Origin of the sequence: Pedobacter sp. SG908 (genome assembly GCF_011759615.1) — a bacterium.
GTDB lineage: Bacteria > Bacteroidota > Bacteroidia > Sphingobacteriales > Sphingobacteriaceae > Pedobacter > Pedobacter riviphilus.
Window position 1 is genome coordinate 1,308,592 of the sequence record NZ_JAAOYY010000001.1, and the last position, 20,594, is coordinate 1,329,185.

General features: G+C 38.4%; 16 protein-coding genes. 11 read left to right on the forward strand and 5 right to left on the reverse strand.

Annotation, left to right across the window (positions count from 1 at the left end):
- Window positions 1–165: 165 nt before the first annotated feature.
- Window positions 166–471, forward strand: a complete 306-nt coding sequence (locus FHT21_RS05545) for a hypothetical protein (protein ID WP_167293741.1) — start codon at window positions 166–168, stop codon at window positions 469–471.
- Between the two features lie 196 nt (window positions 472–667).
- On the opposite strand, the gene FHT21_RS05550 is transcribed toward FHT21_RS05545, so the two are convergent.
- The gene (locus FHT21_RS05550) at window positions 668–1,414 is read right to left on the reverse strand and encodes a hypothetical protein (RefSeq protein WP_167293742.1); all 747 of its coding nucleotides are present in this window, start codon (window positions 1,412–1,414) and stop codon (window positions 668–670) included.
- A gap of 170 nt (window positions 1,415–1,584) precedes the next feature.
- Here FHT21_RS05550 and FHT21_RS05555 point away from each other — a divergent pair, with 170 nt between their 5' ends.
- From FHT21_RS05555 to FHT21_RS05565, 3 genes are all read left to right on the forward strand, one after another.
- Window positions 1,585–1,872, forward strand: coding sequence for a DUF3892 domain-containing protein (locus tag FHT21_RS05555; RefSeq protein WP_167293743.1), 288 nt, complete (start codon window positions 1,585–1,587; stop codon window positions 1,870–1,872).
- Between the two features lie 119 nt (window positions 1,873–1,991).
- A complete protein-coding gene (locus FHT21_RS05560) occupies window positions 1,992–3,575 on the forward strand; it encodes a type I restriction-modification system subunit M (protein WP_167293744.1) in 1,584 nt (527 codons plus the stop codon).
- Between the two features lie 42 nt (window positions 3,576–3,617).
- Entirely contained in the window at window positions 3,618–4,823 is a 1,206-nt protein-coding gene (locus FHT21_RS05565) for a restriction endonuclease subunit S (protein ID WP_167293745.1), read from the forward strand.
- Here FHT21_RS05565 and FHT21_RS05570 read toward each other — a convergent pair.
- Complete coding sequence (locus FHT21_RS05570) at window positions 4,816–6,018, reverse strand: restriction endonuclease subunit S (RefSeq protein WP_167293746.1); 1,203 nt, start codon at window positions 6,016–6,018, stop codon at window positions 4,816–4,818. The genes FHT21_RS05565 and FHT21_RS05570 overlap by 8 nt on opposite strands.
- 113 nt (window positions 6,019–6,131) lie before the next feature.
- Here FHT21_RS05570 and FHT21_RS05575 point away from each other — a divergent pair, with 113 nt between their 5' ends.
- The 4 genes from FHT21_RS05575 to FHT21_RS05590 all read left to right on the forward strand — a co-directional run bounded on the left by FHT21_RS05575 (window position 6,132) and on the right by FHT21_RS05590 (window position 11,951).
- The gene (locus tag FHT21_RS05575; RefSeq protein ID WP_167293747.1) at window positions 6,132–7,058 is read left to right on the forward strand and encodes a site-specific integrase; all 927 of its coding nucleotides are present in this window, start codon (window positions 6,132–6,134) and stop codon (window positions 7,056–7,058) included.
- Between the two features lie 409 nt (window positions 7,059–7,467).
- Complete coding sequence (locus tag FHT21_RS05580) at window positions 7,468–8,367, forward strand: Abi family protein (protein WP_208398870.1); 900 nt, start codon at window positions 7,468–7,470, stop codon at window positions 8,365–8,367.
- Window positions 8,368–11,253 (forward strand): type I restriction endonuclease subunit R, encoded by a 2,886-nt coding sequence (locus tag FHT21_RS05585; protein WP_167293748.1) that lies wholly within the window; start codon window positions 8,368–8,370, stop codon window positions 11,251–11,253.
- Between the two features lie 41 nt (window positions 11,254–11,294).
- Window positions 11,295–11,951 carry a tetratricopeptide repeat protein gene (locus FHT21_RS05590; RefSeq protein WP_167293749.1) on the forward strand — a complete coding sequence of 219 codons (657 nt, stop codon included), beginning with the start codon at window positions 11,295–11,297 and terminating at the stop codon, window positions 11,949–11,951.
- A gap of 245 nt (window positions 11,952–12,196) precedes the next feature.
- Here FHT21_RS05590 and FHT21_RS05595 read toward each other — a convergent pair whose 3' ends face one another.
- On the reverse strand, window positions 12,197–12,478 hold the full coding sequence (locus tag FHT21_RS05595) for a helix-turn-helix transcriptional regulator (protein ID WP_167293750.1): 282 nt from the start codon (window positions 12,476–12,478) through the stop codon (window positions 12,197–12,199).
- Window positions 12,479–12,825: 347 nt separating this feature from the next.
- On the opposite strand from FHT21_RS05595, the gene FHT21_RS05600 reads away from it, so the two are divergent.
- Window positions 12,826–14,118, forward strand: coding sequence for a hypothetical protein (locus tag FHT21_RS05600; protein ID WP_167293751.1), 1,293 nt, complete (start codon window positions 12,826–12,828; stop codon window positions 14,116–14,118).
- A 1,196-nt stretch (window positions 14,119–15,314) separates the two neighbouring features.
- Window positions 15,315–16,421: a Gfo/Idh/MocA family oxidoreductase gene (locus FHT21_RS05605; protein ID WP_167293752.1), complete on the forward strand. Its 1,107-nt coding sequence runs from the start codon at window positions 15,315–15,317 to the stop codon at window positions 16,419–16,421.
- A 387-nt stretch (window positions 16,422–16,808) separates the two neighbouring features.
- Here the strand turns inward: FHT21_RS05605 and FHT21_RS05610 are convergent, their stop codons facing one another.
- Window positions 16,809–17,339 carry an NAD(P)H-dependent oxidoreductase gene (locus FHT21_RS05610; RefSeq protein ID WP_167293753.1) on the reverse strand — a complete coding sequence of 177 codons (531 nt, stop codon included), beginning with the start codon at window positions 17,337–17,339 and terminating at the stop codon, window positions 16,809–16,811.
- A gap of 99 nt (window positions 17,340–17,438) precedes the next feature.
- On the opposite strand from FHT21_RS05610, the gene FHT21_RS05615 reads away from it, so the two are divergent.
- A complete protein-coding gene (locus FHT21_RS05615) occupies window positions 17,439–17,801 on the forward strand; it encodes a helix-turn-helix domain-containing protein (protein ID WP_167293754.1) in 363 nt (120 codons plus the stop codon).
- 676 nt (window positions 17,802–18,477) lie between these two features.
- On the opposite strand, the gene nhaA is transcribed toward FHT21_RS05615, so the two are convergent.
- Window positions 18,478–19,632 carry a Na+/H+ antiporter NhaA gene (gene nhaA, locus FHT21_RS05620; RefSeq protein WP_167293755.1) on the reverse strand — a complete coding sequence of 385 codons (1,155 nt, stop codon included), beginning with the start codon at window positions 19,630–19,632 and terminating at the stop codon, window positions 18,478–18,480.
- Between the last annotated feature and the right edge of the window lie 962 nt (window positions 19,633–20,594).

A 20,594-nucleotide genomic window follows, 5' to 3' on the forward strand; every position in this document is an offset into this window, starting at 1 on the left:
CTTTCTATTGGAATTTGTCAATCCTGAACACAGTGAAGGATCTTTAAATTACCGTCACTGGTATCAATCTTCCTGGTGATTTAGTATTGTGTTACCACAAGTAACAAAAATACTAAGAGAACCTTGTAAACTTTGTGCGCTTGGTGTACTTGTAGTTATATATTATTGCCTAGCTGGATAGAAGTTAACAGTTTTATCAGCGCAGTTAACAACATTATACTTGCAGTTGATAGGTTTATGCTTGCCGATGGCAGAATTGTTAGCGCAGTTAATAGTTTTGAACTTGCAGTTAGCAGTTATATCAGCGCAGCTAACAACATTATACTTGCAGCTGATAGGTTTATCCTTGCAGTTAAAAGTTCTATCGGAGCAGCTAATAACTTTATACTTGCAGTTGGTAGATTTATGCTTGCAGTTGATGGTTTTACCAACGCAGTTAACAACTTTATTGGAGAGGTAGGTTACTTTTAGTTGGCAGTTAATAGTTTTTAGTTTGCAGTTAATAACATTATAAATGCAGTTAATAGTTTTTAGTTTGCAGTTAAGCACATTATAAATGCAGTTAACAGTTTGCAGGATGTTTTTTAAATAAAAACAGCAACCGATTTTATTTCTGCTGCTGTTTTGAGATGTATACAAGGGGAGGGATGATTTTTTTCATGATAGGCTAAATTTTTACCGTTTTAAACGGGATGCCTGAAATTTGTTTGTACTGCGGGGTACTTACGCCAAACAACGATTTGCTGTAATTTTTGGCACTCAAAGCCTGTGCAACCATCCCCGTTTTGGCATCGTACAAAATAGTATTGCGGTTTAGGCGAAGGGTACTCAGCTCTGATGTTTTAGCTACCACATCGCGGTTTTTCTGCAATAAATCGTTGTAAAGGGTGGTAAGGGAGGCCTGCTGCAGCTCTACCTCGTTGGGTGCATAGCTGGGGATGGTGGCTAACAGCTTGATCTGTTTATCGAAGGTATCGAGCTGGCTATCGAAACTTTGTTGCGAGGCCGATACCTGGTTAACAATGGTACCGTTTGCTGCCAGTTGCTGTTTTTCTTCTTCTGTTAACTTTACCGATGCCCTTTGGCCCTGAATTTTGCGGTTGTGGGTAACGGCGTTATCAATTACCTGCTGTGCTACATCGCTGGCTTTTATCGCATTTACTATGCGGGTACTCAGCTTTTTTAAAGGCTGAAAGGCCAGATCGCGGATGGCAATGGCGTTGCTGTTTTTGGCGGCCAGATCGTGTACCTGCTCGCTAATGGTTCGGGCTGCGGCCACTTTCTCATTTAAACTGCTTAACTGGATGTTAACGTTGCTAGGATTGTAAACGACGCCATAACCGGTTAAATAAGCAATAAGGGTTTCGAAATTGGCTACGTTTTTGGCGTGCCCTGTCTCATTTGTTTTAGACATAATTTGTAGTTTAAAAATGTAAATAATATTGATTAATTAGTGTCAATATAGTATTATTTATTTTACAACTAAAAAAATAGGTTAATTTTTTTTGAGCAGGTACGGGAAACCGTAGGGAATGGTAAGCTGAATTGTAGAAGTTTGGGAATGTATAATTAAAAAATAAAACTATGGCAATTAAAATTACTTGCATTAACAAAGACAACGGGAATCATGAAAACCCAAATTTGGCTATCACCCACCTTGGATGGATAAATGAGGCCGACAACTCAAAGGGAAAAAGTACAAGACTGGAGATTTACAACTGGATAAAAAATGATGGTGGTTATGCCTATGTAGAGAAAAATGGCAACAAAGTAAAGGTAATTACTGCTGAAACGGCTTCAGGGACAAAGTATTTAAAAACTGAAGCTGACAGCACTACTGTTAATAATTTGCTTTCTCTGCCCGAGTGCTAATATTAATGATTTTTCGGAAGGGATGTCCGGAAAATCATTAATTATAAATCTCAAATTCATTACATTGAGGAATAAAAACTTTTGATAGTTTTACATCCACTAACTCTCAACGAAGAATAATGTCTGAAGATCAAAAAAAGCAGCTAGAACAACAACTTTGGAATATTGCGAACACGCTTCGTGGTAAAATGAATGCAGATGAGTTTCGAGATTATATTTTAGGATTTATTTTCTATAAATACTTGAGCGAGAAAATGGAGATATTTGCGAATGATATTTTAGCGCAAGATAAAATTACATTTGGCGAAATTAAGGGCGATACAGCAAAGACCGATGAAATTCTGGAAGCTGTGAAGGAAGCATCTCTGGAAAAACTAGGTTACTTTTTAAAGCCCGAAGAATTGTTTTCAGCCGTAGCTCAGCGCGGTAATAGTAGGGATGATAAAGCAACTGGAGATGAAACCAGCACCAATTTTATTCTTGGCGATTTACAAAAAATCCTGACCAATATTCAGTTAAGTACCATGGGTACTGAAAGTGAAGAAGATTTTGATAATCTTTTTGAGGATATGGATTTGAACAGTACCAAGCTAGGTAAAACGCCGGAAGCCAGAAACGATATTATTGCTAAAGTTTTAGCGCATTTAGATAAGATAGATTTTAAGCTTAAAAATACCGAATTGGATGTTTTAGGGGATGCGTACGAGTATTTAATTGGCCAATTTGCGAGTGGTGCAGGGAAGAAGGCAGGCGAATTTTATACCCCGCAAGAGGTATCTAAGATATTAGCCAAATTGGTGACTACAGGTAAGCATAAATTAAGATCAGTATACGATCCAACTTGCGGCTCAGGCTCTTTATTGTTGCGTGTAGCCAGAGAGGTAAAAGATGTGGGTGATTTTTATGGACAGGAAATGAATCGTACTACTTACAACTTGGCCCGTATGAATATGATTTTGCATGGTATCCATTACCGCAAATTTGATATTAAACAGGAAGATACCTTAGAACGCCCTCAACACATAGGGCAGACTTTTGAAGCTATTGTAGCTAACCCACCGTTTTCTGCACAATGGAGTGCCAATCCTTTACATTTAAGCGACGACCGTTTTAGCCAATATGGTAAGCTGGCACCTGGTAGTAAAGCAGATTTTGCTTTTGTACAACACATGATTTATCATTTGTCTGAAAATGGGATCATGGCTATTGTTTTACCTCATGGGGTTTTGTTTAGAGGCGGAGCGGAGCTACATATTCGTAAATATTTAATTGAACAAAAAAACTATTTGGATGCCGTAATTGGTTTGCCTGCCAATATATTTTACGGCACCAGTATACCAACTTGTATTTTGGTGTTTAAAAAATGTAAGGAAAACCCAGAAGATGTATTATTTATTGATGCCAGTAAAGGTTTTGAAAAAGTAAAAACACAAAATATTTTACGAGAAGAGCATATAGATCAAATCGTAGAAACCTACCGAAATAGAACGATAACCGAAAAATACAGTTACCGGGCACCATTACAAGAAATTGCCGAAAATGATTATAACCTGAATATACCTCGCTATGTAGACACTTTTGAAGAAGAAGAGGAAATAGATATTAAGACCGTGATGCAGGAGATTAAAGAATTGGAAGCAAAAAGAGCCCAACTCGATAAGGAAATAGAAGTTTATTTTAAAGAACTAGGTCTAGTTTTTTAAATCCTTAATGTTAATAGTACTTACAAAAAAGTAATCGAGAAAATGGCTAAAAAAAAAGAAATGGGCAATGTTCCTAATTTGAGATTTAAAGGGTTTGAAGGAGAATGGAAACAGCGTACACTGGCCGATTTAGGAGATTTTATTGGAGGAGGAACTCCTTCATCATCTAATTCCAATTTTTGGAATGGAGATATCCCATGGGTATCATCTTCAGATTTAGAAGAAGACAGTATTCATTCTATTAATGTCTCTAGGTATATAACAAACGAAGCAATTAACAAATCATCTACAAAGTTCTGTAAAGCTCCAGTAATATTGATTGTTTCAAGGGTTGGGGTCGGGAAAGTCGCGTATTCTAATAAGAATATTTGTACAAGCCAAGATTTTACTAACATTGTGAACTTTAAATGTAACGGTTTATTTCTAACCTATTTTCTTTCAATAGAAATGAAAAATTCTGCATCCAGTATGCAAGGAACATCTATAAAGGGAATTTCATCTACGGAAATAAAATCAAAGAAGCTATTTATCCCTCTTAATAATGAACAACAAAAAATAGCTTCTTTTCTGTCACTAATAGACGAACGCATCTTAACCCAAAGCAAAATAATTGACAATCTTCAATCCCAAATCAAAGAGTTGGCTAAAAAGATGTTTTCACAACAAATGAACTTAAAAGATGATAATGGGATTAATTTTCCAGAATGGGAAAGTAGATTTGGAAATGAAATATTTAACAATATATCTAACAAAAACCATAACTCCGACTTACCAATTTTGGCTATTACCCAAGAACATGGTGCAATCCCAAGAAATTTGATAGAATATCAAATTTCAGTAACAGATAAAAGCATTGATAGTTATAAAGTAGTTGAAGTTGGGGATTTCATTATCAGTCTTAGAAGTTTTCAAGGCGGTATCGAATATTCAAGTTACAAAGGCATTTGTAGTCCAGCATATATCATTTTAAGGGCAAAAACTGATATTGATAATCGTTTTTATAAGTATTATCTAAAAACTGAAAAATACATCAAATCGCTGAATGAAAAATTAGAAGGAATAAGAGATGGCAAAATGATAAGTTATAAATACTTTTCCGACATTAGTTTACCATACCCGTCATTAACAGAACAAAATAAAATTTCAGATATCTTTTCATTGTTTGAAAAGAAAATTGAATTAGAAAAACAATTACTTCTTAAATATGAAAGTCAAAAAAAGCACCTTCTACAAAATCTATTTATATAAAAAGGTTTGATATTAAATATTGTTTTTGTTCCTTTAATTTATCAATAATGGCAATTTCTAAATTATTTTTTTTATCGATTGAATCAAGTAAATGAGCTATTTTCTTTTGCTCCAGTAGACTTGGTAAATCGAAAGTAATTCTAGAGAAATTTTCATAAAAGAGATAACTCCTAACACCACCTTCCATATTTTCTAAGACTTGTTTATTAAACATATCTGTTTTTAAATACTGTAAAAGGAAATTATCATCGACTTCTTCTTTCGTTTTAAAACAGACATACAGAGAACTAATTATAATTTTGTCTAACTCACCACTGTAACCAATAGATCCAACGTTTATCCTAGCAGGATTATAGGCAAATGTTGCTTTGTCAATTATCTTGTAAATTTTTATATCATAGCCTCTGGCATTACTATCTACTCCGTCGAATTGATCTCCTTGCGGTGTAAACCCTATTTTATTATTAATAGAATAGACCGGTAATTTCTCATTTCTTTTGTTTCGATTATTTACTAGAGAGGTAACTTCTCCAAGACTTAAACATTTCCAATCTGCAAAGTCGCTGCCATTATCATTTTTAAACTTCAGTTTATGAGAAAATATTTTTTTAATCAAAATATCTTTCGATAATTTAAATTCCTCAATTATTTTGCTTTGGGTTTGGATACGTTCATCCAATAAGCTCAAAAAAGCAGTAATTTTTTCTTGTTCTTGTACAATAGGAAACGATAAATCAATTTTTGAAATTCGACCAACATTGATGCTTAAAACTTTTGACCCTTGTGATTCTTTTTGAATTTGAGTTCTAACTTGATTGGATTTGAATAAATAGCCATTAAAGCCCAAATGAAATATATTTGCTGCTGGCCTTGCTAATAAAGTATGTAATCCTGATAATAATTTTTCACCATTGACATTTATAATTTCTATACTTTTCCCCACATCATTTAAATCTTCAGAAGCATCTGCAAAAATAACATCACCTTCTTTGCAATAGAAATCTTCCGAAATTCGTCCTATTGATATCTCTTCATTTATATATGGAACTTTTTCTTTTGTAATATCAAATAACGTTTGAAATTGAGTATGAATATCTCCGTAATGGATATTTTTCACCTTACCAGTTTCATAATTTAAGTTATCTCTAGAAAATGAATTGGTTACTTTAAAATCTACTAGCTCTCCAAGCTTCATTTTCTCCCACTCCCCCTCGAACCCTTTAAATCTCAAATTAGGAACCTTAATATTTAAGTATCCTTAATCCTATATTACTTTTCTTTGCGATTATAAAATCTTAGATCAACATTATGAACGAACAAAAAACATTAGCAGAAGTAGTAACACTATGGAAAACCGACAAGAAACAATATGTCAAAAAATCGAGTTTCTCGGCCTACGTACTGCTTATCGAAAACCATTTATTGCCCAGCTTTGGAGAACAAAACTTAATTGAAGAGGCAAAAGTACAAGCCTTTGTATTGCAAAAGCTGGCACAAGGCTTGAGTCAGAAAACGATTAAAGACATTTTAATTGTGTTAAAAATGGTGCTCAAATTTGGTGCTAAGCATCAGTGGTTAACACATTTACCTTTTGATATTCAATTCCCTACGGATCGGGAGAAATATAATATAGAAGTATTAAGCCGGGCCAATCAGAAAAAGATGATGGGCTACATACAAGAGCATTTTACTTTTAGAAATTTAGGGGTTTATATCTGCCTAAGTTCAGGTATACGTATCGGCGAAGTTTGTGCGCTAACCTGGGAGGACATTGATACCGATAATGGTGTGATTAATGTGAGCAAAACCATTCAGCGTATTTACCTGGTAGAAGATGGTATACGTAAAACAGAGCTCATATTAGATACGCCCAAAACCAAAAACTCCATTAGAGAAATACCAATGAGCAGAGATTTATTGAAGATGCTTAAGCCTTTTAAAAAGATTGTAAATTCTTCATTTTTTGTACTTACTAACGATGCTAAACCTACCGAGCCTCGTACCTATAGAGCCTATTATAAAAACTTGATGAAATCGTTAAATATGCCAGAGCTTAAGTTTCATGGTTTACGCCACAGTTTTGCTACGAGATGTATAGAAAGCAACTGCGATTATAAAACAGTAAGTGTATTGTTAGGGCACTCAAATATTACCACAACTTTAAACTTATATGTGCATCCTAATTTAGAACAAAAGAAAAAAGCAATAGACCAAATGTTTAAGGGATTGAGGTAATTAGATGTAGGTTGGCTTATGGATTGTAGAAATTAGCATTTCTGCAATCCGTATCTCCTTGTTTTGAGATTTTACGGTTTTCCCTAATTTTTATTTGTATAAATACATTATATTCGTTCAATCGAAAAAAAATGCTCAATTTTACCAATCAAATAGTAATAAGTAATATAGTGGTTAAACTAATTAAGCCAGTGTTTACTTTGCTTAAAAATATTAAAGAATTATTTTTAATACCAAAAAAAGGCATTACATTTGTATCAACAGTACTCGCCACGCTACCCATCAGAACAGCGTCCCAGGGCGGGTCTTTTGCTTTTATAGACTTTTCAATAATTGATTATGTGCCTTCAAAACCGTTATTTCTGACGTTTTTAGAAGGTTTTTCTTTTTGTCGTAAAATTATGCTCTAATGATTTATAACAAAAATGCATTTTCCATTGATGAGCACATTGCGCAACTTCAGGCTAGGGGATTAGCTATTGTAGATCATGCATTAGCCGCCCATTACCTTTCGCATGTGAGCTATTATCGTTTAGCAGGCTATTGGTGGCCTATGCAGGTAGATAGAGAACAACATCTGTTTAAACCCAATAGTAAATTTGAAGATGTTATTCATCTTTATAATTTTGATAGAGAATTACGAATATTAATTTTTGATGCGATTGAAAAGATTGAGATTAGTTTACGAACTAAATTAATTTATCACCTCTCTCATGAATTTGATCCATGGTGGTTTCAGAATATAACTATATTTCAGGATAGCGGTGCGCTTATAGAAACGCTTGCCAATTTGAAAGAGGAGATCGAACGCTCAAAAGATATTTTTATTAAAGAACATAAAAAAAGGTATAAAGAAGATCTTAGGTTTCCGCCAGCTTGGAAATCTTTAGAGATGACAAGTTTTGGTTCACTTTCTAAACTTTATGGCAATCTTAAAAATACCATCAAATCAAAAGATACTATTGCCGAAGAATTGGGAGCCGTAAATCATACTTATTTACCTAGCTGGTTACAGTCTATCGCGCAAATAAGAAACTATTGTGCGCACCATAGCAGGCTATGGAATAAAAATCTTCCGGGAACTCCGAAAATTTTGTCTAGACCGCCTCATAGATGGCTGGATGATGTTCCTACAGATACTCAAAAGCTCTATCTTCACTTATGTATCATTAGGTATATGCTAAATATTATAGCGCCAGAGAACTCATTTGCATTAAAGATGAAAGAATTATTAACTAGATATCCATCCGTAGACCCCAATGCTTTAGGTTTTAAAGTAAACTGGGAAAACGAAGCACTTTGGAATTAAATGGCTAAGCAATCCGAACAAATATTAGAAGAACAATTAATCATCAACTTGCAAAAGTTAGGTTACGATTATATCACTATAATTAATGAAGACGCACTCGTTCGCAATTTGAAGTTGCAGTTAGAGAAACACAATAAGGTGAATTTTTCTGAAGCGGAATTTGATAAGGTGCTTAACATTTTGAATAAGGGTACAGTTTTCGAAAAAGGTAAAACCTTACGCCAAAAGCAACATATAGTTCGGGATAATGGTGATAACTTATATTTTGAGTTTTTAAACACAGAGCATTGGTGTCAGAACGAATATCAGGTAACCAATCAGGTTACACAAGAAGGTAAATATGTAAACCGCTACGATATTACTTTGCTGATTAACGGTATGCCCTTAGTTCAGGTAGAACTAAAGCGCCGTGGTTTGGAAATGAAAGAAGCTTTTAATCAACTTAACCGTTACCAAAAGCATTCTTTTAATGCGAGTTATGCTTTATATCAGTATGTGCAGGTATTCGTAATTAGCAATGGTGTGAATACAAAATATTTCGCCAATAATCGCTACCAGGATTTTAAACAAACTTTCTATTGGACCGATATACAAAATAAGCGAGTTACCAATTTGCTGGAAGGTTTTACTGATGCCTTTTTAGAGCCTTGTCATATCAGTAAAATGATATGCAAGTATATTGTTTTAAATGAAGCCAATAAAATACCTATGATATTGCGACCTTATCAATATTATGCTGTTGAGGCTTTAATTGAAAGGGTGAAAAATACAACTAAGAATGGTTACATCTGGCATACGACAGGCTCTGGAAAAACCTTAACCTCCTTTAAGGCCAGTCAGATTTTAATGAAGTTGCCACAAATTCATAAGGTAGTATTTGTGGTAGACCGTAAAGATTTGGATTACCAAACTACTAAAGAGTTCAATAGTTTTCAAGAGGGAAGTATAGATGGGGCAGATAATACCAGTAACCTTGTTAAGCAGTTTACCGACAATTATATTGATAAAAAAGGCGAACATAAAAACTCAAAGTTAATTGTAACCACCATCCAAAAACTAAATACCGCTATTAGTAAATTGAAATATGAAGGCAAAATGACCGATTTAAAAGATAAACGCATTGTGTTTATCTTTGATGAATGCCATCGTAGCCAATTTGGCGATACCCATCAACGTATCAAATCATTTTTTAATAGTAGTCAGCTCTTTGGCTTTACTGGTACACCAATTTTTGCAGATAATGCCAATAAAAATGATTTAGGCAAACGCACTACTAAAGACTTGTTTGAAGATTGCTTGCATAAATATGTGATTACTGATGCCATTCGTGATGAAAACGTATTGAAGTTTTCGGTAGAATACGTAGGTAGATATAAACACAAAGACGGTAGGGAAACAGCAATAGATATTGAGGTAGAAGATATTGATACCACGGAGTTGATGGAAGACTCTAATCGCCTCACCAAAATAGTTGATTACATTATTGCTCATCACGACCGTAAAACACAAAGCAAACGCTTCACTGCTATGTTTTGTGTGGATAGTGTTAAAACTTTGATCAAGTATTACGAAATTTTTAAACGTAGAAGACTAGAGGGCACTCATGATTTAAAAATTGCCACCATTTTTAGTTATGCTAGTAACGAAGATGATGCAGAAGCGAATGGTTTTATACCGGAAGAGGTTTCTATAGTTGAAGAGCCAAGAGCATTGTACGGTTTGCAAGCACATAGCAGAGAAAAGCTAGATGAATTTATTACCGATTACAATGGCATGTTTAATAGTGCTTACAGCACTAAAGACAGCGAGAGTTTTTACAACTACTATAACGATATCTCTAAGAATGTTAAAGACGGTAAAATTGATGTTTTGCTAGTGGTAAATATGTTTTTAACAGGTTTTGATAGCAAAACCTTAAACACACTTTATGTAGACAAAAACCTTAAATACCATGGTTTAATACAAGCTTATTCACGTACCAATAGAATATTGAATGAGCAAAAATCGCAAGGTAATATTGTTTCGTTCCGTAATTTAAAAAACAGGACTGACGAAGCAATAACCCTGTTCAGTAATAAGGATGCAATTGAAGTCATCATTATGCAACCTTATGAAGATTATACCCAAGAGTTTGAAAAAGCTTATGAAAAGTTAGTATCTATTGCAAGGTTTCCAGATGATGTAAGTGAGTTAGTGACAGAAGAAGATGAACTTGAATTTGTAAGGGCATTTAGGAATGTTATGCGTATCAAAAACATTATAACTTCGTTCGCTGATTTTAATTGGGACGACTTACAAATGGGCGAACAAGAGTTCGAAGATTTCAAAAGCAAATATCTCGACTTGTACGATAAGGTAAAGCAGGAACATGCCATAGAAAAGGTATCCATTCTAGATGATGTAGATTTTGAACTGGAACTCATCCATCGTGATGAAATTAATGTCACCTACATTATCCAACTGCTGATTAAACTTAAAGCTGCTAATAAAGGTGATGACGAAAAGACCAAACAAGAGATTGCAAATTTGTTGTCAACCGAAACTACTTTACGTAGTAAACGTGAATTGATCGAACGCTTTATTGAAGAAAATTTACCCTTAATTAAAGATACAGATGAGGTTACAGGAGAGTTTGATAAATTCTGGGACAAAGAACAAAAACAGGCCTTTGAGAAATTAATTGATGAGGAAAAGCTATCTAAAGAAAAAACAGAAAAGCTAATAGAAGATTATCTGTTTGCCGAGAGAGAACCGTTGACGGATGATTTACTAGACTTGATTGAAGGAGAGAAACCAGGTATTCTTCAACGTAAAAAGCGACGTGATGGAATTTTGTTGCGCATCAAGGATTTTGTGGAGACTTTTATTAATGGAATGGTGGGGTAACAACTGATTTAATTTAACACATATTTTAACTGTACTCATTAATGAAGAAAAAATTAATTGCTGTAGTATTTTTTGTTGTAGCATTTTTTCTTGGTAAGAATCTTTACCGAGGTACAGAAAATACAACCATTGCAAAGGTAAATGAGTTTTACTATGCAGGCGAATATGAAAAAGCAAAAGGTACGTTGAAGAGTTATTTGAAGGATCATCCCGATTCTCCTAAATGTTGGTCTTACTTAGGTTTGGTTAATGTGGAACTCAGTGATACACTTGGAGCCGAACAAGCTTATAAAAAAGCGCTTGCACTGGATAATGAAAGCGAACGTTCAATTGTAGGTTTAGGTGTTATTGAAAGAATGAAAGGGAATTATGCAAGGGCCATAGTGTATTATGAAAGAGCACTACAGCTAAATCCTGATGATTCAAATGTGTATACCAACCTATCCGTTGTAGAAATTAAAAACCGAAATTTTGCAAAAGCTATTAAATTGGGGGAGATCGCAAAAGAAAAGGACGATTTAGGTAAAAATCCTGTAATCCTATCGAATTTAGTAATCGCCTACCATTTAAATCATCAGAATAAAGAGCGAGATCAAACACTAATTGCCCTTGAAAAAACCAATTATCAAAATATGGAACAGGTAAAGATGCTGATTAGTGGAAAAATTAATGACGAGGATGTATTAAATTCGTTATAATCTAACGGATTACTTTGATCGGATTTTTATTTTTAGAGTTGATGTCTATTTTACTCTTCAACATCTCCACTTTCTCTCTTTCGCTTGCCAATAATCTCTCGTACAAGTCTACAATTTTTTCAATTGTATTAAATGTAGCCGGATAGTTTAACGAGCTGGCAATTAATGTTGAATTGTCGCTACTGGTAATAGTGGCACTTTTCGCTTATTTACCCAAAGCAGGGATCGTTCTTCTCTGGATAGAGCTATCTTTTTTGTTTCCTACTTTTAGCTGCTAATGCCTCTTGCTCTGCAATAGTGTTTAGCTTAACTCCTTTATAAATCGTCTTGGCCATATCGCCAGGCTCAACATCTAGTGCAAGCGCTATCAAGTATAATTCTTCTCCTGAAAGCTTAGTGCTCGCGTCATTACTTAGTAGGCTTAAGCGAGACTCAGTAATACTCGTCTTCCTATAAATTTCTGCTTTGTTAGCAGATTTTAAAATTAAGTATTTACCAAGTTCTGTAAGCTCCGACTTCTTTTTCACGCTAATCGTTTTTTGATAAACATACCAAGTGAAAGTTTTACTTTATAATATTTATATTTTTCATTAGATTATTTAAAGAATACTTTAGAATATCTAAACTTTTATTATTATATTTGTGTATAAATTAGGTGTTAATAAAGAGTCTCGGCTACCAAATTCTCACAATAAACAGCCAACGAGACAATAGATTAATGCCTATGGTGATATTTTGCGTAATTTAGTGCGCACTATAGCATCATGGGCTCTATTGTAATTCCGTTGGCAAGGCCGTGAGAAGCCCGGTAGATGGTATTTAGAGCCCGCTATAGTGTTTCTTTATACCACAAGACTCGTAAAACCATACGAGTATGATGACTAAACCCATTACCATTGCAGGGAAACCGCTTTCGCGGTTTTATCAGTTGCCTTTAGAAAAGGGGAGCAGGGTGTTAAGTTTAGCGGTGCTGGATCAGACAGCTGGCGGGTTGCATAACACCTTTGGCGTAGGTAAAAAGCCTGATCTGCCTGTGATACAATCGCTTTCTTTTGATCAGGGTTTGTTAACGGTTCATGTTAAATTGGAAGGGGAAGAAGCGAGGGTTTATATTGCGGTAGAATACGATTGCCTGCTGGTGAGCTGTAGTGTTGATACTGATGAAACCTACCTTGGGCATTATGCTTACCTTATTCTGCGTGCCATGATGCGGAGCGGTTACTGCGATTTTCAGGAGTATTACTGGCCAGCATGTTTTGCTTTGGGCAACAAGCGATCGAGATATGTAGATGTGGTTAAAAAACCTGGCGGTTTTACCATTACATTGAAGAAAAAATTTAGCGGTTTGTTTAGGCCTGGTGATGATTTGCCGGATGTTACGGAACGTGTGGTGGTACCGCGTGAAAGGCTGTTGGATAAGCATGCTATGGCACGGTTGGCCCCGGTTAGCATTGGTTATTGTTTCGCCAATACCGATCTGCTGAATTTCCACAGCAACCATTATCCTTTTTTAATTCCTTATGTTTTTGCGGCCACGGCTTACCTTAAAACGGTAAAATCTTTTAAACGTTTCGTGTTTAATCCGCACGATGTGGATGGTGTAAGCCTATCGCCTCAGCAGGAGGAGCTGAACAGCATTTGCTTCGCCATGAAAGAGCTAGCGGCCATACGCTTTAGCGCCAATGGCCACCTGCCAGAAACTAATGCGATTAATGATGCCAACCAGCTCGTCCTTTTTAAGTTATGGAACAAGGCTTTGCCGCTATTGATGCAACAACGCTTTACACATTATTGCTATACTTATGGCCTGCGCAATGTAACAGGCAAACCTGTAATGCGGGATATGAAACTGGTTGAATTTGCGATGGAAATACCTGTTTTAAGCTTTGTGTTAAAAGATGAGGGCGATTATTACGAACTGGAACTGAAGCTTAAGGTAAAAGGTAAACTGCTGGATTTTAATACCGATAAGTCTAGCTTGTTTTTGGTTTGCGATAGGGCTAAACCGTATTTATGGTATTTGCTTGAGGCGGAAATGGATTATAAACTGGTTTGGTTTTTTAGCAGGGTAAATTTTAGGGTGCAGGTACTGAAAGGGTATTATAAGGAATTTTTTGAGGGGTATGTGGAGGGGGTGGAGAGGTGGTATGAGGTGAAGAGGGGGTAAGGGGGGGTGTTTACAGTATCACTAGTACGGTCGTCATTCCCGCGCAGGCGGGAACCTTAAAGCGCTTTTAATTTTAGAACTATGGGTGGGAACTCCCCTCCTTCAGGAGGGGTTGGGGGAGGTTTTGCCCTTCGCTCGGGCTTGCCTCGGCTCACCGCCGCCGAGGGGGCTCTTACCTTTTTCTTGATAAAAAGGTAACCAACCTGAGCGCAGCGAAAGCATGCCTACCAATGAAAACAACAAACAATAAGGCATAACTGAAAGGCTTGCATCCGTTTTTTATGCGATCATATTGTTTTTTATAGGTATAAAAGATTGCTGCACCTTTCTTGTAAAAACCTACGGAAATCTTAATTGCGGCAGTATCGAGGCTCTTACCCTGGCTTATCCCATCGCACCCGCTTTGATCCTGCCTTGGGTTGTGGGGTTATGAGGGGAAGTGCAAAGATTTTCGTGCTTTTTCCGGCGAAAATCTGCCAGGCCGGATAGCATGATGCAGATCGCATGGAGTATATTGCAGGATGCGGTAATTTGTTTTTTTAGCCCTTTCCCTTTCAGGGGAAAGGTGCCGATAAGCGGATAGGGGGTAAGGCGCTCGCTATAATAAGGTCGTCATTCCCGCGCAGGTGGGAATCTTAAAGCGCTCGCTATTCTGCTGCCCTTTTTTCTATTTTGCCTTAGGCACAGTCTTGCCTCGGCTCACCGCCGCCGAAGGGCTCTTTCTTTATCCTTGATGATAAAGAAACAAACAATCAAGGCTTGGATCTGATGTCGGATAAATTCGTCAAAGCTTTTTTGGTCGTCAGCACAAGCCCCCGATGAAAAATCGGGGAGGGCGTGCTGCCTCTGGGTAGTGGTAGGTTGAAAGGAGGTGCTAAAGCTTTAACGTTTTCTCCTTCCATCATTTCCTAGGCCGGATAGCAGGGTGCAGATAGCATGAGGCATATTGCAGGGTGCGGTAGTTTATTTTTAGCCCTTTCCTTTTCAGTAGAAAGGACCCGATAGGCGGATAGTGGGTTAAGGTGCAAAAAAGTAACGCTTGTTCTTCGCGTGCTTTGCGCCAACCCTCTGTAACCTTTGCGGTTAAACCTGCCGTTAATACAGTTAAATTTGTAATATTTTTATGTGCCAGTAGCTTCTTTTGAATTAATTTTTACCTTGGCCTACTTTAATCATACCTTTTAAAATGTTTAGCGATGAGCCATAAACCGATCTGGAAATTTGCATTTGCACTGTTTGCCACATTTACCATTTGTTTTGAATCCACGGCGCAGCATGCAAAACTGAATGTTGCCGTGGCGGGACTGAATCATGATCACATTTACCTGATTATGAACAGTTATCAGAAAGGAGAGGTGAACATCATCGGCATTGCAGAAAGTAATTCCGATTTAATACAGCGTTTTAAGCAGCGTTATCAACTGGCCGATAGCTTATTTTACCCCAACCTGCCTGCTTTATTGCAAAAACGCAAACCTGATGCCGTGCTGGCTTATAATGCCATCAGCGATCATTTGGGCGTGGTGGAGGCGGCTGCGCCCCTGGGCATTGCTGTAATGGTGGAGAAGCCCCTGGCAACCACGGTTAAAGATGCGGAGAAAATGGTTCAGCTGGCGAAAAAGCATCACATCCATTTGCTTACGAATTATGAAACCACCTGGTACCCGAGTAACCAGGAAGCTTACCTGAATATCAAACAACAAAATTTAATCGGCGAGGTGCGGAAGATGATCGTGCATGACGGGCACCAAGGACCCAAGGAAATTGGGGTGAGCAAAGAGTTTTTGAGCTGGCTAACCGATCCGGCTAAAAACGGGGCAGGTGCACTGACCGATTTTGGCTGTTATGGCGCTAATTTGATGACCTGGCTGATGAATGGCAGGGCGCCAATTTCCGTGTCGGCCATTACCCATCAGATTAAACCTGCTATTTACCCGAAAGTGGATGACGATGCCACAATTTTGCTGGAGTACCCGGATGCAACAGGAATCATTGAAGCTTCGTGGAACTGGCCTTTCAGTATTAAGGATCTGGAGGTATTCGGGAAAACAGGATATATACAGGCGGTTAATGAACACCAGTTGCGTTTAAAAGAAAATGGAAAGAGCGATTATAAGGTGTATCAGGCAAAAGCACTTGCACCGGCTTATGCCAGTAGTTTGGGTTACCTGGCTGCGGTATTGAGAAAAGAAATCAGCCCTGAAAATGACCTATCTTCTTTAGAAAACAATTTAATTGTGGTTAAGATTTTAGAAGCAGCTAAAACTGCTGCAAAAACCGGTAAAAAGGTGATGATCAAGTAAGGCTTGATTTGATTATGGCGTGATGATGTTTTAGGTAGCTTGTAAAAAAGGTGTTTTGCAGTGCTATAGCCATCGCCAGGTCGGATAGCAGGGTGTAGAGACAGGCGTACGTAGATTGATTCCTCTGGAGATTTGAGGGGGCGTTGTATCGTCATTGCTGAGGATCGACGAAGCGATCTATCATGCTAGTGATCCTTGCTATAAAGATTGCTTCGTCGGCTAAAAAAGCCTTCTCGCAATGACGAATTTTTTATACGAGACTTCTTATCGGTATTAATTTTGTTCTGAACGACACTAAAATGAATTCGTGATAGATTTCAGTCATTTTCACTTCGCGTTCTTTGCGCAAAACTTTGCGTTCTTTGCGGTTAAATATTAGCTTAATCTTTATAACGAATCTAAAAAATCTAAATACAAAGGAACGCTTTCTTCTACCCATTTTTTCGATGTGTTATGCTCCATTCCGTAGTAAGCAAATAGGGGTTGGTAATCGGCTTTTACATATTCAAAAGAAAGTTCGAACGGACGGGTTAATTCTGCTAATGGATATTTATATTTTTCTGATGGACGCAGTTCGTGTTCTTCAACGCCCAAAGAAATGGCAAGGGCAATTTTTTTGCCAGCTAATTTATAACCGCTTTTGCTGCCGTAGGCCCATCCATGAGTGAGCACTTCATCCATCCATTTTTTTAAAAGTGGGGGGCAATTGAACCAATAATAGGGAAACTGGAATACAATTTTATCATGTTGTTCAATCAACTTTTGTTCTGCAAGTACATCAATCTTTTCGTCAGGATAGACCTCATACAGTTGGTGGACCAGATATTTCTCGGGGTATTTATTTAATTCTTCAATCCACCGCTTGTTGATTAGGGAACTTTTAATATCGGGGTGTGTTACGACGATTAGTGTCTTCATTTTTACAAATTTTGATGATTATAAAGAACAAAAATAGAGGCATAACCGCTTATTTTGTACATTAGCGACCAATTGTAAGGTACTATAAAAAATGTAAGCATGTCTAAAATCAAGGAAACCTCTACCAACTACGCTAACAAACAAGCTTTAGCTGATGAGTGTTTAGAAGTTTATGCGGCCAACATTATTGGCGGGCAATGGGCTTTAGTAATCTGTTCGTGGTTAATGAACGGTAAACTCAGATTCGGAGAGTTAAAACAACGTTTGCCCAATATTACCGAGCGCATGTTAACCTTACAGCTACGTAAATTAGAAGCAGATAAAATTGTTAAGCGGACCATTTACGCCGAAGTTCCGCCACGGGTAGAATATGAGCTAACCGAAATTGGGCTCGAATTGAGACCGATTATTAATGAACTCGAAAGGTGGGGCGTAAAGCATAAAAATCTGTTAGGGGAATAGTTCGCCTGGTTTATTTAAGCGCAGCATCTAAAACGCAATGCTGATCTCTTATTCGAAGAGAATACCTCGAGGGGTAAAGTGAAAGGGTTGAAAATGATAGGTAGATAGGAGTTTAAGGCGCTCGCTATAATACGGTCGTCATCCGATAGCTATCGGATCCCGCGCAGGCGGGAACCACGAAGTGCTCAGCGAAGCTAATCTTAAAGCGCTTTTAATTTTAAAACTATGGGTGGGAACTCCCCTCCTTCAGGAGGGGTTGGGGGAGGTTTTGCCCTCTGCTCGGGCTTGCCTCGGCTCGCCGCCGCCGAGGGGGCTCTTTCTTTTCTCTTGATAGAAAAGAAACAAAAGATCAAGGCTTAGAACTGATGTCGGATAAATTCGTCAAAGCTTTTTGGGTCGCCAGCACAAGCCCCGATGAAGAATCGGGGAGAGTGTGCTGCCTCGGGGTAGTGGTAGGTTGAAAGGAGGTGCTAAAGCTTTAACGCTTTCTCCTTCCATCATTTCCTAGGCCGGATAGCAGGGTGCACACTACGGGGTGCGGTAATTTGTTTTTCAGTCCTTTCCCTTTCAGGGGAAAGGTGCCGATAGGCGGATAGGGGGTAAGGCACTAAAAAGTAACGCTTACACTTCGCGTTCTTTGCGAAAAACTTTGCGTTCTTTGCGGTTAAATATTCGCTTAATCCCTCTTCACCGATTTCAGAAACACAAAACCCACCACACCGGATAAGATCGAAGCGGTTAGAATCGCAAACTTCGCTTCCGAAACATGCAGCACCTCGCTAAAAGAGAGCAAGGCAATAAAAATCGACATGGTAAAACCGATTCCGGCCAGCATGCCCAACCCTAAAATGTGTTTCCAGCCTGCTCCGGTGGGTAAATCAGCCCACTTTAATTTCACGGCTAACCAGCTAAAAAAGGTTACACCTATGGTTTTACCCACGAATAAACCTACGATAATGCCGAGGCCGAGAGGGGAAACCAGTCCGACGAGCATTTCTTTTTGGAAAGTGATGCTGGTATTCGCCAATGCAAAAATGGGCATAATGATGTAGTTTACCGGAGTGGTTAAAAAATGCTCGAGTTTTTCTAAAGGCGATTCTTCGTCCGTTTCATTGGTGGGGATAGTAAAAGCAAGCAGTACCCCTGCAATGGTGGCATGGATGCCCGAGTGGTGGATGAAATACCAAAGGAATATGCCTGGGATGAGGTAAAACACGAGTTTCTTTACGCCGAAATAATTCATCAGGCTTAAAAGAACAAGGATACCCCCAGCCATGGCCAGGTATTCGAAATGAATCTGGTGGGTATAAAAAATCGCGATGACGAGGATGGCACCGAGATCGTCGACAATGGCTAAAGCAGCCAGGAATATTTTTAAACTGGTGGGTACGCTTTTACCAAGCATGGCAATAATGGCGAGGGCAAAGGCAATGTCGGTTGCCATGGGGATGCCCCAGCCGCCTGCAGTTTCTGTGCCTTTGTTAAACAGGCTATAAATTAAAGCGGGTACGAGCATGCCGCCCAGCGCTGCAATTACAGGTAAGGCGGCACTTTTAACAGAAGATAATTCGCCTTCTACGAGTTCGCGTTTGATTTCGAGCCCTACGAGCAGGAAAAATATAGCCATTAAGGCGTCGTTAATCCAGGCCAGGATGCTATAGTTTACCGGACCAAAACCCAGTTTAATTTCGAGGAAATTGATAAAAGTATCTTTAGCAGATGAATTGGCAATAATTAGGGAAATGGCAACGCAGATTAATAATATAAATCCGCCGATCTGTTCTGAGCGGAAAAATCTTTTAAAAACGTCCAGGTTGATGAGTTTTGCCATGAAGGTAAAAGTAGTGAAATAAGGGGGAAAGGGGGTGGTTTTTGTGAGGAAATCTGTTATTTAATGATGCGGTTTTAGGTTGCTATTGGGAGTTAACTAATACGGTCGTCATCCGATAGCTATCGGATCCCGCGCAGGCGGGAACCTTAAAGCGCTTTTAATTTTAAAACTATGGGTGGGAACTCCCCTCCTTCAGGAGGGGTTGGGGGAGGTTTTGCCCTTCGCGCAGTCTTGCCCCAGCTCGCCGCCGTTGGAGGGCTCTTTCTTTATCCTTGATGATAAAGAAACAAACAATCAAGGCTAGGAACTGATGTCGGATAAATTCGTCAAAGCTTTTTTGTTCGCCAGCACAAGCCCCCGATGAAGGATCGGGGAGGGCGTGCTGCCTCTGGGTAGTGGTAGGTTGAAAGGAGGTGCAAAAGCTTTAACGTTTTCTCCTTCCATCATTTCCTAGGCCGATAGCAGGGTGCACACTGCAGGGTGCGGTAATTTGTCTTTTAGCCTTTCCCTTTCAGGGGAAAGATGCCGATAGGGGGTTAGGGCGCTCGCTATAATACGGTCGTCATTCCCGCGCAGGCGGGAACCTTAAAGCGCTTTTAATTTTAAAACTATGGGTGGGAACTCCCCTCCTTCAGGAGGGGTTGGGGGAGGTTTTGCCCTTCGCGCAGTCTTGCCTCGGCTCGCCGCCGCCGAAGGGCTTTTACTTTTTCCTTGATGAAAAAGTAACCAACCTGAGCGCAGCGAAAGCATGCCTGCCGTTGAAAACAACAAACACCAAGGCATAACTGAAAGGCTTGGAACTGATGTCGGATAAATTCGTCAAAGCTTTTTTAGTCGTCAGCACAAGCCCCCGATGAAGGATCGGGGAGGGCGTGCTGCCTCTGCGCAGTGGTAGGTTGAAAGGGGGTGCAAAAGCTTTAACGTTTTCTCCTTCCATCATTTCCTAGGCCGATAGCAGGGTG